The sequence below is a fragment of the Oscillospiraceae bacterium genome (genome assembly GCA_015065085.1).
Taxonomy (GTDB): domain Bacteria; phylum Bacillota; class Clostridia; order Oscillospirales; family SIG627; genus SIG627.
The window spans coordinates 60,362-80,384 of record SVQW01000004.1; the positions used below are offsets into that span (position 1 = coordinate 60,362).

The 20,023-nt window shown below is 44.1% G+C and carries 18 protein-coding genes; 13 read left to right on the forward strand and 5 right to left on the reverse strand.

Going from position 1 to position 20,023, the window contains the following annotated elements:
- The first annotated feature begins 12 nt into the window (after positions 1–12).
- From E7588_04665 to E7588_04690, 6 genes are read left to right on the forward strand one after another with little or no spacing between them, the layout of a single operon-like run.
- Positions 13–612, forward strand: a complete 600-nt coding sequence (locus E7588_04665) for a hypothetical protein (protein MBE6688556.1) — start codon at positions 13–15, stop codon at positions 610–612.
- A gap of 12 nt (positions 613–624) precedes the next feature.
- Positions 625–1,632: a hypothetical protein gene (locus tag E7588_04670; GenBank protein ID MBE6688557.1), complete on the forward strand. Its 1,008-nt coding sequence runs from the start codon at positions 625–627 to the stop codon at positions 1,630–1,632.
- Positions 1,629–1,958, forward strand: coding sequence for a V-type ATP synthase subunit F (locus E7588_04675; GenBank protein MBE6688558.1), 330 nt, complete (start codon positions 1,629–1,631; stop codon positions 1,956–1,958). Before E7588_04670 ends, E7588_04675 begins: the two co-directional genes overlap by 4 nt.
- Positions 1,959–1,971: 13 nt before the next feature.
- A complete protein-coding gene (locus E7588_04680; GenBank protein ID MBE6688559.1) occupies positions 1,972–3,750 on the forward strand; it encodes a V-type ATP synthase subunit A in 1,779 nt (592 codons plus the stop codon).
- Positions 3,747–5,129, forward strand: coding sequence for a V-type ATP synthase subunit B (locus tag E7588_04685; GenBank protein MBE6688560.1), 1,383 nt, complete (start codon positions 3,747–3,749; stop codon positions 5,127–5,129). Before E7588_04680 ends, E7588_04685 begins: the two co-directional genes overlap by 4 nt.
- A 13-nt stretch (positions 5,130–5,142) precedes the next feature.
- The gene (locus E7588_04690) at positions 5,143–5,790 is read left to right on the forward strand and encodes a V-type ATP synthase subunit D (GenBank protein MBE6688561.1); all 648 of its coding nucleotides are present in this window, start codon (positions 5,143–5,145) and stop codon (positions 5,788–5,790) included.
- A 51-nt stretch (positions 5,791–5,841) separates the two neighbouring features.
- Here the strand turns inward: E7588_04690 and E7588_04695 are convergent, their stop codons facing one another.
- The 3 genes from E7588_04695 to E7588_04705 all read right to left on the reverse strand — a co-directional run bounded on the left by E7588_04695 (position 5,842) and on the right by E7588_04705 (position 9,690).
- Entirely contained in the window at positions 5,842–7,143 is a 1,302-nt protein-coding gene (locus tag E7588_04695; protein MBE6688562.1) for a hypothetical protein, read from the reverse strand.
- Between the two features lie 244 nt (positions 7,144–7,387).
- A complete protein-coding gene (locus E7588_04700; protein ID MBE6688563.1) occupies positions 7,388–8,563 on the reverse strand; it encodes a hypothetical protein in 1,176 nt (391 codons plus the stop codon).
- A gap of 26 nt (positions 8,564–8,589) precedes the next feature.
- Positions 8,590–9,690, reverse strand: a complete 1,101-nt coding sequence (locus E7588_04705; GenBank protein ID MBE6688564.1) for a hypothetical protein — start codon at positions 9,688–9,690, stop codon at positions 8,590–8,592.
- Positions 9,691–9,897: 207 nt separating this feature from the next.
- Here E7588_04705 and E7588_04710 point away from each other — a divergent pair, with 207 nt between their 5' ends.
- From E7588_04710 to E7588_04720, 3 genes are all read left to right on the forward strand, one after another.
- Positions 9,898–12,159, forward strand: coding sequence for a hypothetical protein (locus tag E7588_04710; protein MBE6688565.1), 2,262 nt, complete (start codon positions 9,898–9,900; stop codon positions 12,157–12,159).
- 178 nt (positions 12,160–12,337) lie between these two features.
- The gene (locus tag E7588_04715) at positions 12,338–12,910 is read left to right on the forward strand and encodes a sigma-70 family RNA polymerase sigma factor (GenBank protein MBE6688566.1); all 573 of its coding nucleotides are present in this window, start codon (positions 12,338–12,340) and stop codon (positions 12,908–12,910) included.
- 148 nt (positions 12,911–13,058) lie between these two features.
- On the forward strand, positions 13,059–13,334 hold the full coding sequence (locus E7588_04720; GenBank protein MBE6688567.1) for a zinc-binding protein: 276 nt from the start codon (positions 13,059–13,061) through the stop codon (positions 13,332–13,334).
- 125 nt (positions 13,335–13,459) lie between these two features.
- Here E7588_04720 and melA read toward each other — a convergent pair whose 3' ends face one another.
- Entirely contained in the window at positions 13,460–14,785 is a 1,326-nt protein-coding gene (gene melA / locus E7588_04725) for an alpha-galactosidase (protein ID MBE6688568.1), read from the reverse strand.
- 140 nt (positions 14,786–14,925) lie between these two features.
- On the opposite strand from melA, the gene E7588_04730 reads away from it, so the two are divergent.
- The 4 genes from E7588_04730 (at position 14,926) to E7588_04745 (ending at position 18,422) form a co-directional block, all read left to right on the forward strand.
- On the forward strand, positions 14,926–15,759 hold the full coding sequence (locus tag E7588_04730) for an AraC family transcriptional regulator (protein MBE6688569.1): 834 nt from the start codon (positions 14,926–14,928) through the stop codon (positions 15,757–15,759).
- 127 nt (positions 15,760–15,886) lie between these two features.
- Positions 15,887–16,885: an aliphatic sulfonate ABC transporter substrate-binding protein gene (locus E7588_04735; protein MBE6688570.1), complete on the forward strand. Its 999-nt coding sequence runs from the start codon at positions 15,887–15,889 to the stop codon at positions 16,883–16,885.
- Between the two features lie 3 nt (positions 16,886–16,888).
- Complete coding sequence (locus E7588_04740; protein ID MBE6688571.1) at positions 16,889–17,653, forward strand: ABC transporter ATP-binding protein; 765 nt, start codon at positions 16,889–16,891, stop codon at positions 17,651–17,653.
- A complete protein-coding gene (locus E7588_04745) occupies positions 17,640–18,422 on the forward strand; it encodes an ABC transporter permease (protein ID MBE6688572.1) in 783 nt (260 codons plus the stop codon). The genes E7588_04740 and E7588_04745 overlap by 14 nt, the downstream gene beginning before the upstream one ends.
- Here the strand turns inward: E7588_04745 and E7588_04750 are convergent, their stop codons facing one another.
- Positions 18,423–19,832, reverse strand: a complete 1,410-nt coding sequence (locus E7588_04750) for a spore germination protein (GenBank protein MBE6688573.1) — start codon at positions 19,830–19,832, stop codon at positions 18,423–18,425.
- Between the last annotated feature and the right edge of the window lie 191 nt (positions 19,833–20,023).

A 20,023-nucleotide genomic window follows, 5' to 3' on the forward strand; every position in this document is an offset into this window, starting at 1 on the left:
AAGGTGATTGTAATGAACGATATAAAAAACATTACTGACAGAATTATTTCCGATGCAAAAGCGTATGCCGACGAAGTGATAAATTCGGCAAAAGCTCAGGCAGAGGAAATACTTGACGAATATAAGAAAAAATCAGATAAGCTTGTAACCTCCGAGCATCTCAAGGCTCAGCATACTGCCGCAGATATGGTTTCCCGCACCGAAAGCGCACAGAAAATGCTTGAGCGCAACGCACTGCTTAATGCAAAGTGCGAAATAATCGACGAGGTTTTTGAGCGTGCCCTCAAAGAGCTGACACAACTCAGCGCCGAAAAATATACCGTACTGTTGACAAGCATTTTTGAAAAAGCGGATATTTCGGAAAGCTGTGTTATTTGCATGAATCAAAAGGACCTTGGCACCGTTGGAAATTCTTTTTTGGAAAAAGCCAAGGAAATAATGCTTGGAAAGTATGCCGACAGCAGTGTAATACTGTCCGATGTACCTGCGAAAATAAGCGGAGGCTTCATTGTCAAGAGCGGTAATATTGAATACAACTGTTCTCTGGAAAACTGTCTTGCCGATTTCCGCAAGAGCCATGAGAACGACATACTGAAGCTTTTATTCAACTAAAACACGAAAGGCGTGGAACATTTGAATACAAAAAAAACGGCGGATACCGATTACCTGTACGCCGCCGCGCGCATACGTGCTGTTGAAGCGGCGGATGTGCTGGGCGAAAAAAACGAAAAGATGCTCAATGCTTCGGATTTTTCCGAGGCTTGCGAAATTTTCCGTTCAGGCAACACACAGGATATAAATTCAGGAAACTATCAGCTCATGCTTGACGAGGAATTGGTAAAAACCTATGATTTTGTAACCTCAATGATTGGTGACACCCCAATCGTTTCAATATTCAAGTACCCTTACGACTGCAACAATCTGAAGCTGGCAATCAAAGGTGAAATGTGCTCACGTGATTGCTCCGATTTATATTATTCCTTCGGAACCGTGAGTGTACAGGAGCTTTTAAAAGCCATAAGAGAACGCGACTTTTCCGTTTTTCCGGAAAGCATGGCTCGAGCAGCATTTGAAGCAATCGAAATTATCCCGAAAAATCCCGACCCCCAGATAATAGACATTTTACTTGACAAGGCATGCCTTGAAGATATGACGGAGTCAGCGCGTGAATTCGGATGTGAGTATCTCACCGACATTATAAAAACAAAAACCGATTCGTACAATATCCTCAGCTTTATACGATGTTCACGCATGAAAAAAAGTGCACTGTTCTACAAAAAGCTGACGGTAGACGGCGGAAAAACGTCTTCTGAATCACTTCATGATGCATATGACGGCGGTCTTGCGGCACTGGCAGATGTTTTGAAAATGACACCCTATTCCGATATTTCCGAATGCATTGAACGGCATCTCAGCCAGCCCGAGCCGGGATTCTTTGCATCCATCGAGCGGAGCATGGAGAACCTTTATACCTCGCGTGTGGATGAAGTGAAGTTTATTTCCTTTGGTCCCGAAATACCAATAAGCTACATCATCAACTGCGAAAAAAACATTAAAAACGCAGGTATAATCCTTGCCGGAAAAAGTGCCGGTCTTGACGCCAATACCATACGCGGGAGGCTGAGAATATGAGTGAAAAATTGTCCTGTGCCGTAATCGGTGCAAAAAGCAGTGTTTTCGGCTTTACCGCAGTAGGCTTCGAGGTGTTTTACGCCGACGACGCACACAGCTGTGAAAAGACACTGAATCAGTTGGTTTCTTCACAGGCATACGCAGTAATTTATATAACCGAAACTCTGGCAGAAAAAATCAGTGCAAAGCTGGAAGACTACTCTTCCCTGCCGCTTCCTGCCATAATCCCTATTCCCGATAAGGGCGCAAATGGATTCGGCATAAAGAATATCAAAAAATCCGTTGAGCGTGCCGTAGGCTCGGATATATTGTTCAAAGACAAATAAGGAGAACATATAAATGCAGAAAATTACAGGAAAGATCGTCAAGGTTTCCGGACCTCTCGTTGTTGCGGAAAACATGCGTAACGCAAATATGTTTGACGTAGTTCGTGTAGGTGACAAGGAACTCATCGGCGAAATAATAGAAATGCGCGGCGACAAAGCTTCAATTCAGGTCTATGAAGAAACCGCCGGCATAGGTCCGGGCGACACGGTGTATTCCACAGGTGCACCTCTGTCGGTAGAGTTGGGTCCCGGACTTCTTACCAACATTTACGACGGAATACAGCGTCCGTTGGAAACAATACGCATCAAGGCAGGTTCAAACCTTCCGAGAGGTGTGGACGAGCCAGCTCTTTCAAGAGAAAGTGTATGGCACTTTGTTCCATCTGTGAAACCGGGTGACAAAGTGAATGAGGGCGATATAATCGGTACGGTTCAGGAAACCGAAATTATTTCACATCGCATAATGATGCCCTTCAAATCAAGCGGCACTATCAAAGAAATTGCAGAGGGTGACTATACCGTTGATAAACCCGTCGGCAAGTATATAACCGCAGAGGGTACGGAAGAAAGCCTTTATATAATGCAGAAATGGCCGGTAAGACGTCCCAGACCTTACGCTGAAAAGCTTCCGCCTGCCGAACCTATGATAACAGGTCAGCGCATCATTGACGCTTTATTCCCTATTGCAAAAGGCGGAACAGCTTGCGTTCCAGGTCCTTTCGGAAGCGGAAAAACCGTAATTCAGCATCAGCTTGCAAAGTGGAGCAACGTCGATATAGTTATCTACATCGGATGTGGTGAGCGCGGAAACGAAATGACCGACGTTCTCCGCGAATTTCCCGAACTGGTTGACCCCCACACAGGTCATTCCCTTATGAAGCGTACTATTCTCATCGCCAACACATCGGATATGCCCGTCGCAGCGAGAGAAGCTTCCATATACACAGGTATAACCATTGCAGAATATTTCCGCGATATGGGTTATTCCGTAGCAGTAATCGCAGACTCCACCTCACGTTGGGCTGAAGCTCTCCGTGAAATGTCGGGAAGACTTGAGGAAATGCCGGGAGAAGAAGGCTACCCCGCATATCTTACCTCACGTCTTGCACAGTTCTATGAACGTGCGGGCATGGTGGTATGTAAAGCAAGTCAGCGCCGTGTGGGCACTCTCACGGCAATTGGTGCTGTTTCTCCGCAGGGCGGTGACATTTCCGAGCCGGTTACTCAGGCAACACTTCGTATAGTTAAGGTGTTTTGGGGTCTGGAAGCCTCACTTGCTTACCGCAGGCACTTCCCCGCTATAAACTGGTTGGTTTCTTACTCACTTTATAAAGACAGACTTGATCCCTGGTTCTCTGAAAATGTTGACAAGGAGTGGACAGCTACATCGGGTGAAGCGCTAAGAATCCTTCAGCTTGAAAGCGAGCTTGAAGAGATTGTAAAGCTTGTAGGTGTAGATGCACTTTCCGATTCCGACCGTCTCACACTTGAAGTAGCGCGCTCGGTGCGCGAGGACTTTTTACAGCAAAATGCATTCTCCGAGGAGGACGCGTTCACCTCACTGAAAAAGCAGTTTTTCATGCTTAAGCTTATTCTCGAATTCAAGGCACGCGCAGAAAAAGCCATTGAAAACGGTGCGGATATAGACAAAATAGTTGCAATCCCTGCGGCAGAACGCATAGGACGTATCAAGAACGTCGGGGAGGAAGCATTTGATGCTGAATACGCATCTATAATCAAGGACATAGATTTACAGCTTGAAGCTCTTACAGACAAGGAGGCTCTGATATGATAAAGGAATACCGTACAATACGTGAAGTCGCAGGTCCTCTTATGCTGGTTGAGCAGGTTGAAAACGTAAAATATGATGAGCTGGGCGAAATAGAGCTGCCCGGCGGTGAAATTCGTCGCTGCAAGGTCCTGGAAGTAAACGGAACAAATGCTCTGGTACAGCTTTTTGAAAGTTCTCAGGGGCTCAATCTTGCAGACAGCAAAGTGAGATTTCTGGGTCATGGAGTCGAATTGGCGTTATCCGAGGATATTCTGGGACGTGTATTCAGCGGTATGGGCACTCCCATTGACGGTGGTCCAAAGATAATTCCCGAAATGACAATGGACATCAACGGAACACCTATCAACCCCGCCGCAAGAAACTATCCCGACGAGTTTATTCAGACAGGTGTCAGCGCTATTGACGGCCTTAACACACTGGTACGCGGTCAGAAACTTCCGATTTTCTCCGGTTCCGGTCTGCCGCATGCCAACCTTGCGGCACAGATTGCACGCCAGGCAAAGGTGCTGGACGGCGACAGTAATTTCGCTGTTGTATTTGCCGCAATCGGCATCACCTTTGAAGAAGCGGACTTCTTTATTTCCGATTTCAAAAAAACAGGTGCTATCGACAGAACCGTACTGTTTATAAATCTTGCCTCTGACCCTGCAATCGAGCGTATATCCACGCCTCGTATGGCGCTTACCGCCGCAGAATACCTGGCGTTTGAAAAAGGAATGCATGTGCTTGTAATTCTTACAGATATTACAAACTATGCCGAGGCTCTGCGTGAAATTTCCGCCGCACGAAAGGAAGTGCCCGGACGACGCGGATATCCGGGATATCTTTACACCGACCTTGCGGGTATGTATGAACGTGCAGGACGAAAACTGGATTGCGACGGAAGTATTACAATGATACCAATACTTTCCATGCCGGAGGATGACAAAACACATCCCATTCCTGACCTTACAGGATATATTACAGAGGGTCAGATAATTCTTTCCCGCGATATTTACAGAAAAGGTTATCTTCCCCCCATCGACGTTCTACCCTCTCTTTCACGTCTTAAAGATAAGGGTATCGGTACAGGAAAGACACGTGAGGATCACGCCAATACCATGAACCAGCTATTTGCATGCTATGCTCGCGGAAAGGAAGCGCAGGAGCTGATGATAGTGTTGGGCGAAGCGGCACTCACACCTATTGACAGGCTATATGCAAAATTTGCAGACGAATTTGAAAAGAAATATATAAACCAGGGCTTCAACGAAAACCGTTCCATCGAAGAAACTCTCAATATCGGCTGGGAACTGCTTTCCATTTTCCCAAATTCCGAGCTCAAGCGAATTAAGCCCGAATTTATAGAAAAATACCGACCCAAAAATGACGGCGAATAAGGAGGGATAATTTTTGGCGCAAGCACGTATAAATCCCACCAGAATGGAGCTTACCAAGCTCAAAAAACGCCTCAAAACCGCGCGCAGAGGTCACAAGCTGTTAAAAGACAAATGTGACGAACTGATGAAGCAGTTCCTTGAAATCGTTAAAAAGAATATGGAGCTTCGCGTCAAGGTGGAGGAAAGTCTGAAAAAGCTGAGCAACGGCTTTGATGCCGCTTCTGCCGTCATGTCATCCCGTGTTATAGAGGAGTCACTTATGCTACCGAAGCTTTCGGCGGAAATATCGGTGGATTACAAAAACATTATGAGCGTAAACACTCCGGTGTTTGACATAACCACCCACGGCGATGCAAGCGATATATATTCCTATGGATTTGCCTTTACATCGGGCGAACTTGATTCATCCGTTGAATATCTGTCCGAAATACTGCCGGATATGCTGAAGCTTGCGGAATACGAAAAAACCTCTCAGCTTTTGGCGGATGAAATCGAAAAAACACGCCGACGCGTAAATGCGCTGGAGTATATAATGATTCCCGGGCTTATGACAAACATAAAAAACATCACAATGAAGCTTGAAGAAAATGAGCGCGGTAATATTACGCGTCTTATGAAGGTCAAGGATATGATGATACAGCAACAGCTTGAAATGAAATAACAAAAGTGACTGAGTCAATGACTCAGTCACTTTGTTTTTTATTGCAAGTAATCACAGCACAATATACAGCGCACCAAATGCCGCCGCCGCGGCAGGGACGGAAACTGCAACTCCGTATTTTATAAAGTCCCAATATCCGAATTTTACACCGTGGTTTTTCAGAATCATTGTCCAAATTATACCTGCAAGAGCGCCGATGGGTGTAACAAGCGCGCCCAGATTAGAACCCACAACAGCCGCATACACTGCACCCGTCCGGCATGTCGCGGAGGTGAACTCTATAACAGAACAAAACAATACACTCATGGGAATATTATTTATAACATTGGCACTAAGCATTGAAACAATACCGTATTTCCACACGGTTGCACCGTTTCCGAGAGCATTGCTTATCCACTGTGTTACACCATGCTCGGCTAATGCCAATATTAAAATGAACATTGAAACGACAAAGGGAACAAGCTGCCACGGAGCACGTCGCAGACAAGATACAAGCTGTGACGGATATCTGTGTCTGAAAGCAGATATAACGGAAGTAAATACAAAAAGTGAAACTGCCGACAAAAGCGATATAACCCACATTTGTGCGCCAATGTACGAACCTACTGCCAATGTTACCGTACACACGGACAAATGGATAATACCTACCGTGAGAAGTAATTTATCCTTTATTTTAATAACAGCAACATGCGGTACCAGCGGCAAAGACAGCTTTTTACGAAATATAAGCCACAGCACAACAAATGCCACTGTTCCGGCCGCAAATGTCGGAAACGCCATGATGCGCAGATACGACACAAAATCAACATCGTAAGCTGTGGCAAGGTATATATTGGTAGGATTTCCTATAACAAGCATCATACTCCAGGTATTAGCCGCCACAAACTGCGCTACCAGGTACGGAATCGGGCTTATCTCCGCATTTTTGGCAAAGTAACATATAAAGGGGGTAAAAGTCAGTATGATTATATCGTTGGATGTAAATACGGTAAGTACCGAAACGGTAATATAAAGTATCAAAAACAGTCTGAACTGGCTCTTCCCTGCCAGTGTCAACGCTTTATTTGCAAGATATGCAAAAAAGCCAAGTTCATCCAGGAATATAGAAAGTATGGTCATTGACACAAACAGTACAAGGATTTTCAACGGATTTATTGCCGTGTCGGCCAAAAGCGAACTTATCACAGCGGAAATATCTATCTGACCGTTTATTATCATTATTGCTGCGCCTGCCGAAACTATCAGCCAGTATGTGTCAACTCCCCATCTGCCGATACGCACACGGGGAAAAAACAAAATGCTGAGAATCATACATATGCAAGAAAGTCCGCATATTGTCAGTGAAGCTGTCATTATATATCTCCTATTATTACCTGAATAAAAACGGCAAAAAACAAAAGCGCTTTTGCGCTTTTGTTTTTTATTTCAGTTATTTGAGCCAATCGTTAAGCGCATTCTTGGAATCGTCATCATCCAGAAGCGTTCCAAGCAAGCCAAGCATACCGCTTGCGAGAAGAACATCTTCAATTTCATACTTGATAATCTCAACGGTAGGAGTTGTGTAATTCTTTTTCATTGTTGTATGTCCTCCTCTCAATTATTTCATGCTCACAGCATCTGCGGTTGCAAGCTTACGTGCGATGGGGTCGGAATAAGCGGTAACGGTTTCGCCTGTTGTCTTATCCTTATAGGTGATATAGGATTTAGCGGTAATGTACATATCCTCGGGGAGACCGGTGATAACGCCGGTGTATGTCATTTCTTTGTCGTTCAAGGTCTGATGACCGGTAGCGGGGATTTTGAGGGCGCCTTCGGTTTCAAGAGTGAGAACCTTGTCCTCGAGAAGCTCGGAGGGATAACATACAACACCGGCTTCGAGAATTTCTGCATCGTTATCAAAATATTCATCGCCCAGGAAGTAAACAGAGCCGAAACGAAGTGCGCCGTCTGCCTTCTTCATACCGCCTATAATGTCAAACTTAGGACCTGTGTAGTCGGGGTTGTAGTAGTATACGGGAGCTTCAATCTGGGGATAAAGGTCGTTTTTATTTGCATCGTCAACCTTTGTGAAATCAAGGTTAAGCTTTGTTCTGTACCAGTTGTTGTTTGTTGAATCGGTTTCGGTAAATGTCCAACGTGCGATTTCAACACCAAAAACACTATTCAAGTTAGATGCTTGTGCGGCAACCGCAGTGGTCATGCCGTCTTTAGAGCTGTTATTATAAAAATCAAGTTGCTTCTGTTTCTCCGTAGAAGTTGTCGCACGAAGATATTCAGCATAAGCAGCATTAGTTTCATACTGCACACCGTCTATCATAACATCGTATCCCGAAGCAGCAACAAGAGTCTGAACCGTATCACCGTTAACATATATAGTTTCATATGTCTGATCTTCAAGGGGAACCAGTTCAACAACCTCGGGGTTGAAGAAAAGACGAAGCTCGTATCCTGCGACAAACTCAGCCGGGTATCTGAACAAAGCTTTAACGTCAAACGCATCGGAAGGAATAGCAAAAGCTTTATCAACTTTAGCTACATTCTGCATAACAGATGGTTCAAAAGCTAATTTAGCGGTGTAAACATTTCCAGATGCATCAGAATACTGGCGCAGAATAGATTTTTCAACAAAATCAATACCCAACAAACCATTAGTGTACGTATACTCGGGAGAAGCCTTGGAAACAAATTCCGCAGCAGTAAGAGGAGCATTAAACGCCATTGCGGAAACCGCAAGCGTTGCAACAAGCAATAGGGTAATAAGTATTTTTTTCATATTCATTTCCTTTCCAAATAGTAAAATCAATCCAAATTAACGGCATTTCTTGCCGCAAGATACTGTGCTATACGTATCGCATCTGAAACATTCACAGCACCGTCACGGGCTGTGTCTGCGACAATCTCTGCAGTATTGCCAAGGTTGATACTGGAACTTGCAAGATACTGCAACAGATATATGGAGTCGGAAACGTTCACGCTTCCATCACCGTTGACGTCACCCTTAAGTGCAAATGGAACATCATTTTCGTTCATGTATGCCAGTGCGGCGGTTGCTTCCTGTTGGAGATATACCGTGAGAAGATCGCATCCCCAAAAAGCACTGTTGCCTATCTGACTGAGATTCTTATACATGAAAACGCTTTCAAGTGAGGAGCATCCGCTGAACACCGACTTACCAAGTGTCAGAACATTGATGGGTAAGGTTACGGTGGTCAGTGAAGTACAGCTGTTGAATGCCGAGTCATCGACATACGAAACACTGTCGGGAATAACAACGGTTTCAAGATTGTCACTGCAGGCAAACAGTCTGTTACCAAGCTTCTCCACTCCGGCGGGAATAGCGGCGGATGTCATTGTCTTGCAGGAATAAAATGCTGAATATCCGATGTTATTTACGCTTTGAGGAATGGTTACATTCTCCAGATTCACACATCCCGCGAAAGCGGAAGCACCGATGGATTCAAGCCCTTCGGAAAGAGTTACGCTTTCAAGATTGACACAATCAAAGAAAGCACAGTTTGAAATAGTTTTAACGCTTGACGGAACGGCAACCGATTTCAGTGCATTGCAACGCTTGAATGCGTAATATCCGATTTCGGTAACGTTGTAAATTTTTCCGTCTTTTTCGACTGTGGACGGAATAACAACATCGCCTGCGGAAGCCTTGTAGCCCGAATTATTATATGTGCCGGAGCCATCGCCCACCATTGCGGTAAGGGCCGTGTCATTCAGTGTATAAAGTACGCCCTGCAAATCCCTGCAGTTACTGTCCAGTGCGGCAGCAGAGGCCGTTATCACCATCAAAAGTGCAAGCATTGCCATAATGGATGCCAAAAGCAATTTTTTTAACATTTTATCCCCCTTCGTACAATGCGGATATTGAATGTCACAAATCAATATCATATATGTATATATTATATCACATAAATGTTTTTGTTGTCAAGAGCAAATGAGACAAAACAGCCTAATATTTTCAATTTGTGCAATCAAAACAACAGATACAGAATTTATTGTTCATTTTAACAGTGCCGCACATACACGTTTTGACATATTATTCATGAAAGCTGTGATAAAATCCACCTATAAGTTAAACAGAAAGGAATAATAAATATGGACAGAACAAAAGAATTATCTCTGGAAAAAATGAAGGTACTTTCCCAGCTCCGGACACTGTTGGGAGGTATGGCTTACGGGGTATTTGGATTTATAATTGCCGTCGCCGTGTTTCCTTTGTCTGTGCATCCGCTTGGTGTGGCACTGATATCGTTTATACCGAAAAAAACACACAGGTTCAAGCTGTACGGTGATTTTTCGTTTTATATGCTTTGCGGCGGGTGCATACTTTCCACACTTACATATCCCAAAAACGGTATTATATATTTCACCATGTATTGTGCACTGTTCTTTATAAGGCTGGCTCTTACAAGCGGGAAGTTCAATGAAAACCGCGTTACGAAAATGGCGTTGGCGCTGGCTTCATCCCTGTGCATAGGGCTGGTGGGCGGTGCCATAAAAGGTATTGGAATATGGGAAATACTGGGTATACTTATACTGTCGCTGTGTGCACCTGTTTTTGCATTTTTGTTCGATGGTATTTCAGACAGCGAAAAATCGCCGGTTTTTATTGATGCAGCTTCGGGTGCACTGCTCTTCGCGGTATTATACGGCATAAAATCCGTACACATACTGTCGTTCTCTCTGCCCATGGTAATTTCCGCTTTTATCACATTGGTTGCAGCAAGAAAAAGAGGCGCATTGTACGGTGCACTTACCGGTCTGGTATGCGGTATTGCTTCTGAAAGCTTCATCATGCCGCCCGTATTCGGTATACTTGGCTTTTGCGCCGGTATATTCTTTGAATACTCCGATGTATTTGCCATACTTATCGCCTATGTAGGTGCGGTCTGCTACGGAATATATTGCTCCGGGTTTGATGCGGTGGGATATCTTGCACCGGAATTTCTGATAGCGTGCGCTGCATTTTTTCCCGTAAAAGGTTTTATACCCTTATCCCCCACTGTCCCTCCGATGAATGACAACGGAGAATGGGAAACGGAAGAAACTCATAACGACACTGCGCAGCTTATAAAAATGTCGGACGCCTTCAGTGCCCTTTCACAGCTTGCCGTGAGCTCGGAAAAGCATGATCTTCCCGACAAAAATGAATGTGCCCATTTTGTAAACCGCGCTTTTGAGGATGTATGCGGGAAATGCGTAATGCAAGGCATATGCCTCATGAGCGAGCCTGCGGCGAACACACAGATACAGAAAAAACTGAGCGAAAAGCTGTACAACACCTCACTGAGTCATGACACCCTTCCCGAAGAGATGTCAACAAAATGCAGATACAGCGAAAAAATTATATCCTCCTGCCTCAAGCATTACCGCAATGCGGCGGGCAGACGCGGTATTTCCGGTCAAAGCCGAACACTTTCAGGTGAATACAACACGGTTTCCAAGCTTTTAAAAAATGCCGCTAAACCCGCAGAGTCTTACGATACACTTCCTCAGAGCTTCAAAATAAAGCGTGCGCTTGACAACTTGGGAATCACACATAAAACCTTCAGAATAAAAGGTTCACGACGTACGGTCATAGATGTTATGGGAATATGTGTTTCCGATATAGAAGTATCAGCCGAAAGAATCCGTGCGGAATTTGAAAAGGAATGTGGCTTTTCCGTTGCTGTTCCCGAGTTTTTTGTAAAAGGAAGCTCTGAAGTGATGCGTATAACACGCTGCCCGGCAATTTCACTGGAATTCGCCAAAGCTGCATGTGCAAAAAGCGGAGAGTCCAAAAACGGAGATTGTATATCGGTGTTTGAGGATGACAATGACTGCTTTTATTCGCTGATTTGCGACGGAATGGGCAGCGGACGGGATGCGGCAGAGGTATCGGGAATAGCCAGCGGATTCATGCAAAAGCTTATTATGTCAAGCTCTCCAAAGGATATTTCCATCGAAATGCTTAACAACTTTCTTATTTCAAAGGACAACGAATGCTTCTCCACCATTGACCTTGTGGAGATAGATAAAATGGACGCTACCGCTTCCTTTATCAAGGCGGGAGCTGCACCCGCTTTTGTTGTAAGAAAGGGAAAACTCCACAAAATCTCCTCCAACACACCGCCGGCAGGAATTCTTTACAATATGACAGCCGAAAAGACCACCATGAAGCTTGAAAAGAATGATATTATCGTAATGCTTTCCGACGGAGTAATTGAAAACGGCGAGCTTGCACCCGACATGATGGAGCTCATGAGCTACGGTCTGGAGGGTGATACACAAAACATAGCGGACAAAATAATTTCCGCCGCCTGCGAAAAAAGCGGACGTCCGGACGACATGAGTGTTGCAGTGATGCGTATAGCATAGTGGGAATTATCGCAAAACTTAACAGCGGCAAAAGGCGTTGTGGAGGATTTCTTTTGCCGCTTAACTGATATTTTGCCTAAAATGAAAAAGTTTTTATTATATTTTACCAAAATCTATTGACTTTTTGAAAATAAATGTTATAATGTATCTCAGACGATTGATAGAATAGGATGTGGCTATGCAGGACTACCGCGATTACGAAAATATTGCCGCGCTTATCGAAAAAACACGCCATACCGACAAAGAGGCGTTTAAGCACATATTGGTAATATATTCAGATATGCTGCACAGCATCATACATTCCTTTGATGCGCCCGGCTGTGACCACGACGATCTTTATCAGGAAGCGCAGATGGGGCTTTATAAGGCTGTTATGACCTTTGACAGCCGCTATTCGTCTTTTTCCACTTATGCGTATGTATGCATAAAATCCTCTGTTCTGTCCTTTTTGCGCAAGTACAGTGCAAAGGGAACTATTCCGCCGGGCCTTATATATTCCCTGTCGGATGAGGATTTTGATGTTATCAGCATTTTTGACAATCCCGAAAACGAAATAATCGACAGAGAGAGTCTTGAAATGCTGGTTGAAAAAATTAACGGTTTGCTTTCTCCGTTGGAAAAAAAGGTGCTTTCTCTGTATCTGTCCGACACATCTTACGCAAATATTGCGAAGTTGTCGGGAAAAACCGAGAAAGCAGTTGACAACGCAATTCAGCGCATACGGCGCAAACTCAGAACATTGGTGGATTGACAGCGTTATATATTTTATTTAATATATATTTTTCACTGAATTATGCCCATGTAGCTTAATTTAAGAGCGTTTGTACATTGTACTTAGGTATCGGTGTGACTCCGATCAAGGGCAAATAAAATTTTTTTTAAACCAAGCGAGGTAAATCATGTACGAAGACAAGACTCTAGTATGCAAAGACTGCGGCAACGAATTCGTTTTCACCGCAGGCGAACAGGAATTCTACGCAGAAAAAGGTTTCCAGAACGAGCCCCAGAGATGCAAGGCTTGCAGAGATGCAAGAAAAGCAGCAGGTAAGGCCCAGAAGGAACTGTTCACCACCACTTGCGCACAGTGCGGAAAAGAAGCTAAGGTTCCTTTCCAGCCGAGCGACGACCGTCCGGTATACTGCAGCGAGTGCTTTGCTGCTATGAAGCAACAGTAATATTGTAAAAAATAATTACTAAAAGAATGGGCGTTCTCACGGGAGAACGCCCATTCTGATTTTCGGACGCCAAAAACAGCCCGAGTGCATATCAATCATGGCACTCGGGCTGTTTTTGGCAATTATTACTTAAGTGTCTTGAACTGAGGCAGATACGCCTTGTTCTGCTCCATCATTTCATCTACCATCTGCTTGATTTCATCAAGCGAAAGAACAGCAGAGGTAAGCGGGTCAAACGCACATGCATAAAACACCTTTCTGGGATCGCCTTCCAGTGCAGCCTGAACAGCGAGCTCTTCTATTCTGGCGGTAGTGTTGATAAGACATGCCAACTGATCCGGCAGTGCACCTACCGCAACAGATTCCAGCTTGTTCCGACTCGCCACAACAGGCACCTCTACACAGCATCCGTACGGAAGGTTGTCAATGAGGTTAAAGTTACGCACGTTACCGTTGAATTTATAAATAGTGTTGTCTCCAAATACAGCATTAAAGATATATGCGGCATATTCGTTACCTCTGTTGAGATCGATTTCTTCGGAATTGAGGAATTCGTGTATGGAATCTCTCCATGTATCTTTACGCTTTGTATACGAATCGAGAATATATGCATGCTTTCCCGGATTCCAGTTTGTACCGTCAGTGCAATACTTTTCTATAAGGTCAGCACGCTTGCGGTACCACGCAACATATTCACTGTTATGGCCGCTGGATTCGGTAACATAGTAATCCAGATTGAGGAACATATTATTTCTTACCTGTTCGGCATTGAGTATTTCAGGCTTTTTCAGAGCTTCACGAATCATGGGATACATATCCTTGCCGTTCCACTTAAGGTCGAGATAAAACGCCTGATGGTTGACACCCGCACAGGTGTATGTGACTTCATTCGGGTCTGCGCCCACCCAGCCGGCAAGCATATTTGCTGTGCCCTGAACGCTGTGGCAAAGACCGGTTATCTTAAGCTTGGGGAATTTCTCCTGCATAGCTCTGCAAAGCATAGCCATTGGGTTGGTATAGTTAAGGAACACTGCATCGGGGCAATATTTTTCGATGTCAGCACAAATATCCAGCATAACAGGGATAGTTCTGAGTGCACGGAATATTCCGGATGGACCTCTTGTATCACCTACGTTAATATCAACTCCATATTTCTTTGGAATAGTGATATCGTACTGCCATACATCAACATCACCCGCAAGAATGGTGCAAAGTACACCGTCTGCACCCTTAAGTGCTTCCACTCTGTCGGTAGTGGCAGTGATTTTAGCGGGATAATTGCCTTTTTCGACAATTTTTTCGCAAGCACGTTTTATGTAGTCAAGTCTTTCGGGATCGATATCCATAAGAGCTATTTCGGCATCGCGGAAAGCAGGAAATGTGAGAATATCCCTTACAAGTGTACGGGTAAAGCCAAAGCTTCCGCCGCCGATAAATGCAAACTTTTTCATAATCACGTTCTCCTTTTATATTTTATGTTACAGTTATAATATCACCGTTTTAACAAAAAGTACATTGTTTTTTGTCACAACAATATGGTATAATGTCTTATAAAATACATTTATCAAATCAATTTCGGTTGAGGTAAAAAATGGAAAAATGCTTTGATACTTGCAATGTAAACTTTGAGATCGAGAAAAAAAACCGTCAATCCCTACGCCCTCTTTCCGCCGGAGAACAGCACTGTCCGCCGAAGCATACCTGGGGCGCAGGTGTAAGGTCATATATGGTAGTACACTACATAATTTCCGGGAAAGGCACATTTTACTGCGGAACAAACAAATTCTCCCTGGGCGCGGGAGATATGTTTTTCATATTTCCCAACACAATAGTGAAGTACCAGGCGGACAAAGAAGATCCATGGCACTATGCATGGATCAACTTTTCAGGCGACGATTCACAGGAAATTCTTTCGCATATAGGTGTGTCGGTACGAAATCCCGTTCTGAAATTCGGCGAGGGGTCTTCACTTCTCCCCATCATGCGCGCCATGCCGCGAGACCGCAGCGACAACCGTGCTGAGAACCTGCACTTTGCGTCGCTTTTATATGAGTTTATGTCGCTTATTCTCAAAAACAGAACCGAAAGTGAGGAAAGTGAAACTACTTATTTTTCGATCGCTACCCACTTTATTAAAAACCATTTCAGCGATGCCATAACCGTAAGCGATATTGCCGCGCACGTAAGGATAAACAGAAAATATCTCCACTGCGTGTTTAAAAAATCCTGTGGCAAATCGCCCAAGGAATATATAATCGAGTACAGAATGAAAAAGGCGTGTGAGTTTTTGCACGAGCCGGAGCTTTCAATAAGCAACATTGCCTATTCGGTGGGATATTCAGACCCATTGATGTTTTCAAAGATGTTCAAAAGAAAAACCGGCAAATCCCCCACAGAGTACCGCAAAGCCATACGTAATTCTTGAATATTTTTTATCATTTGTCTAAATTCGGTTTGATTGGTACCGATTTACTTGACAACAGGCAATTAATATTGTATAATGCAAATGTGGCGCAGTTGACACCATATAATGTAGAAAAGAGATAAAGATAATGAAAAAATCCGTCTTTTTCCTCATATTGCTTGTAAGCTTATTTTGTTTTACAGCCTGCAACACACCGGATGACGGTTTTATACACGTCAGAATCGCGTGCTTCCCCAACATAACCCATTCTCAGGCACTCATCGGAATGGCACAAAACAGCTTTGAAACAGCTTTGGGTGAAGATACAAAGGTTGAATGGCATACTTTTAATGCAGGTCCGTCCGAAATTGAAGCAATTTTTGCCGGAGAGGTGGATATCGGCTACATCGGTCCCATACCTGCCATAAACGGCTATTCAAAGTCTGAGGGGGAAATAAGAATAATCGCCGGTGCCACAGGTGCAGGCTCTCTGCTTGTGACTCGCAGCGGTCTAAAGCTTAAAGAACTAAAGGAGCTTGACGGCAAAAAGGTCGCCGTACCTCAATTTGCAAACACTCAGGACATTTTACTGCGCGACCTAATCTTAAAAGAAGGTCTGAAGGACAGGAGCAACGGCGGAACAGTAGACATTATAGCCTCGGAAAACCCCAATATAAAACTTCTTATCGACCGCGGAGACATTGATGCGGCATTTGTCCCCGAGCCCTGGGGAACACGTTTGGCGGAGGAGACCGGCGCGAATGTGCTGCTTGATTACGATGACATATATGACAACGGAAATTATCCCACCGCGCTGATCGTTGCAAGCAAAGATTTTCTCGAAAAGCATCCCGACAAAGTGGAAGCTTTCCTGCGCGAGCACATCCGTTTAACAGACTACATAAACGCAAACAAAAATGAAGCGGCAGTCATGGTAGCCGATCAGATAGAAAGATTGACGGGTAGCCGTCTATCAGAAGAACTGATAAAAAAATCATTCGGAAAGCTTATCGTAACCTCTGATCCGTACAAAAACGCCCTGGGTGAATTTGTGAATGCTTACCAAAAGCTGGGATACATGAGTGTGAAAACAGATTTTTCGTTTCTCACCGACACATCTATACTGGATAAAATCCTTTCGGAGTAAATTATGTTAAAAATTGAAAATATCTCACGATGTTATGAGGGAAGCGGGAAACGCTTCAACGAGCACACCGGTGTTCTGGACAACATTTCGCTTGAGATAAACGACGGCGAGTTTGTCAGCATCGTCGGCCCGTCCGGTTGCGGAAAATCCACGCTCATCAATATCATCGCCGGACTGTCAAAGCCATCGAGCGGTGCTGTTTACTACAACGGCAAGCCAATCACAAAACCATGCAAAGAGTTTGCAATGGTGTTTCAGGAAAGCTCTCTTTTTCCCTGGCTGAATGTCATGGAAAACATGACCTTCGGTTTGAAGGTGAAGGGTGTTCCCGAAAAAGAGGCTATCGAAAAGTCTCTTTACTATCTTGACATGGTAAACCTTTCACAATTCAAGGATTACCGAATACATCAGCTTTCCGGCGGTATGCGTCAGCGCATCTCCATTGCACGTGCGCTTGCGTTGGAGTCGGAGGTACTGCTTATGGACGAGCCCTTTGTAGCGGTAGATACTCAAACGCGCAGCATTCTTCATGAAGAAGTGCTGAAAATATGGCAGCTCACCAAAAAAACCATACTTTTTATAACTCATGATGTAGAAGAAGCAGTTCTTTTGTCAAACCGTGTTGTGGTTCTCGGATTTTCGCCCGATAACATCAAGGAAACTGTGAATATTTCTATACCCTACCCACGTACCGTAAATGATGATGTTATCGAACATGTAAACACTATAAAAGGTATAATCAACAGGTGTTCAAATGCAAAAAAGTAATATTAAAAAAGCCTTAAAAACGGTTCTTTTTTACATAATACTCATCGGTGCATGGCAACTTATATCATTCGTACTGGTAGATGTCACACATGTTATAAGGCCGTATATGTTTTCATCCCCAATACAGGTAGTAGCGCGTCTGGGCGTACTGTGCGCCAACGGTGTTCTGCCAAAAGCAGTGGGAATAAGTCTTTCCAGACTGTTTTCAGGCTTTATAATATCTTGCCTTGTCGGAATATTGCTTTCACTTGCGCTTTTGAAAAGCAAAACCTTCTACGATGATATGCGTTCCCTGCTTGCAGGCACTCAGGCACTTCCGAATGTGTGCTGGCTGCCATTTGCGATACTGTGGTGCGGAATAAATGACTCCGCCATCATATTTGTTATCGTGCTTGGTTCTGCGTTTTCATTGGCTCTGTCTCTTGATTCCGCAATAAAAAGCATAAATCCCATATACGTAAAAGTGGCAAAAACCATGTCCTGCAACATATGGACCATGGCGACGAGAATAATAATCCCCGCCGCCATGCCCGGAATAATAAACGGTCTGCGTCAGACCTGGGCATTTGCATGGCGTGCGCTTATGGCAAGCGAAGTACTTAATGCATCGGTGGGTCTGGGATACCTCATGACCATGGGACGTGAGCTTTCCGACATGAGTCAGGTTATGGGAGTAATGTTGGTAATAATGTTCATCGGTATAGTTTTTGACAAGCTGATTTTCGGCATTATTGAATCCCGCGTCCGCCGTGACAGAGGTTTATTTTAATTATTTCTGTTCTTTTCCGCTGAAGCTGCGCACAAATATCTTTTTGAATCCGTTTTTATCAAAGGGGATTATGGGGTATAAATATCCCGTATCCGCCACGGTTCTGTTCAAGCAAAGTATCAAAAGCCACACTGCCAGCACAGCCACAAACCCCCATATGTCAAACAGCCAGGTGAACACCACCAGGGAAATTCTCATAAATTTGAAACAATATCCCAGCTCGTAATTCGTAGGTGAAAAGGTGGCAATAGCCGAAAATGCGGTGTAAAGTATAACCGGAGAAATAAACCATCCGCTTTTTACTGCAAAGTCACCAAGAATAAGTCCACCAACGATACTGACTGAGTTCTGCAGCTGCGAAGGTGAATTCATGGATGCCAGCTTAAGTCCGTCGATGGCGGTTTCTATAATGAGTATCTGCAGTATTATGGGCACGGCATATTCATCCGTCACCTTTACAAAAGAAAGATATTCGGGCAATCGATGGGCATGATGAACCGCCAGATACCATATGGGCACAAGGAATACTCCCGCAAAATAAGTCAGTATTCTCACCACTTTAAGATAGCTTGCCGTGACCGGCGGGAAATAGTATTCCTCCACATCATCAAAAAAGTCCAGTATGTTGGTGGGAAACAGCATCACAGACGGAGAATTATCAACTATTACAAGCAATTTCCCCTCCATAAGCTCGGCGCAAGCGCTATCCGGGCGCTCGATATATTTCACCTTGGGAAAAGGATTAAGATTAAGCCACTTTTTATTTTTTAACAGCTGTTCCGCAAGGCTCTCCTGAGACATACAGAGAGCCTTGGTTTTTATTTTTGTGATTTTTTCGCGTATTTTGTCCACCAGTCTCATATCAACCCTGTCTGCGATATAAACCATCGCAACATCGGTTTTCGAAATATCTCCCACACTGAATCTTTCAAAAGACAGCTCCGGTGTACGGATATATCGCCGTATGAGAATGGTATTTTTGGTCAGATTTTCGTTAAATCCGATATGCGGTCCGCGCAATGTACGGCTTTTTTCCGGTTCCTCCACTCCCCTGTCGGGATAAGTTCTTACATCTATGACAAGTGCCTGCGAGTAGCCGTCGATGAACATAGCCACATTTCCGCACAGCACGGCATCAACTATCTTTTGGTCATCATCGCTCACAAAGCTTTCTATTCTGGGTACAACCGCCCTGGCATATTCGTCCATATCGGAATAGTCGCAGTCCTTGGTATAACATATTTTTTCATGGAATCTCAGCGTGTCCGCGCTGTTCACAAATCCCTCAATGTAGTAATAGCATGCCTCGCGGTTACCCGCCTTCATAGTAGTTTTGAGTACATCGAAAGTGCGGTCTGTGTGCAAAAGGCTGTCAAAAAGCTCAATATTCTTCTTAAGATTGTCTGTCATACGGTTTTCCCTCTCTTTTTATGGAAACAAAATCAAATATTTTGTGCTCAGATATTTACTTTTAGTTGTTTTTGTGGTATACTTATACAGATAATGGCGGAGTTTTTTAACTCACTGTAAAATATTATATCATTTAACAATTTTTATTGACACAGCGCACTGTTTTATGGTATAATATGTACAATACATAT

What these genes read in the sequence shown, in the direction of transcription:
- E7588_04695 (MBE6688562.1), bottom strand. Translation starts at nt 7,143, where the DNA reads ATGACAGCTTCACTGACAATATGCGGACTTTCTTGCATATGTATGATT.
- melA (MBE6688568.1), bottom strand. Translation starts at nt 14,785, where the DNA reads ATGAAAAAGTTTGCATTTATCGGCGGCGGAAGCTTTGGCTTTACCCGT.
- E7588_04705 (MBE6688564.1), bottom strand. Translation starts at nt 9,690, where the DNA reads ATGATATTGATTTGTGACATTCAATATCCGCATTGTACGAAGGGGGAT.
- E7588_04700 (MBE6688563.1), bottom strand. Translation starts at nt 8,563, where the DNA reads ATGAAAAAAATACTTATTACCCTATTGCTTGTTGCAACGCTTGCGGTT.
- E7588_04675 (MBE6688558.1), top strand. Translation starts at nt 1,629, where the DNA reads ATGAGTGAAAAATTGTCCTGTGCCGTAATCGGTGCAAAAAGCAGTGTT.
- E7588_04735 (MBE6688570.1), top strand. Translation starts at nt 15,887, where the DNA reads ATGAAAAAATCCGTCTTTTTCCTCATATTGCTTGTAAGCTTATTTTGT.
- E7588_04720 (MBE6688567.1), top strand. Translation starts at nt 13,059, where the DNA reads ATGTACGAAGACAAGACTCTAGTATGCAAAGACTGCGGCAACGAATTC.
- E7588_04745 (MBE6688572.1), top strand. Translation starts at nt 17,640, where the DNA reads ATGCAAAAAAGTAATATTAAAAAAGCCTTAAAAACGGTTCTTTTTTAC.
- E7588_04750 (MBE6688573.1), bottom strand. Translation starts at nt 19,832, where the DNA reads ATGACAGACAATCTTAAGAAGAATATTGAGCTTTTTGACAGCCTTTTG.
- E7588_04710 (MBE6688565.1), top strand. Translation starts at nt 9,898, where the DNA reads ATGGACAGAACAAAAGAATTATCTCTGGAAAAAATGAAGGTACTTTCC.
- E7588_04730 (MBE6688569.1), top strand. Translation starts at nt 14,926, where the DNA reads ATGGAAAAATGCTTTGATACTTGCAATGTAAACTTTGAGATCGAGAAA.
- E7588_04740 (MBE6688571.1), top strand. Translation starts at nt 16,889, where the DNA reads ATGTTAAAAATTGAAAATATCTCACGATGTTATGAGGGAAGCGGGAAA.
- E7588_04685 (MBE6688560.1), top strand. Translation starts at nt 3,747, where the DNA reads ATGATAAAGGAATACCGTACAATACGTGAAGTCGCAGGTCCTCTTATG.
- E7588_04680 (MBE6688559.1), top strand. Translation starts at nt 1,972, where the DNA reads ATGCAGAAAATTACAGGAAAGATCGTCAAGGTTTCCGGACCTCTCGTT.
- E7588_04665 (MBE6688556.1), top strand. Translation starts at nt 13, where the DNA reads ATGAACGATATAAAAAACATTACTGACAGAATTATTTCCGATGCAAAA.
- E7588_04715 (MBE6688566.1), top strand. Translation starts at nt 12,338, where the DNA reads ATGCAGGACTACCGCGATTACGAAAATATTGCCGCGCTTATCGAAAAA.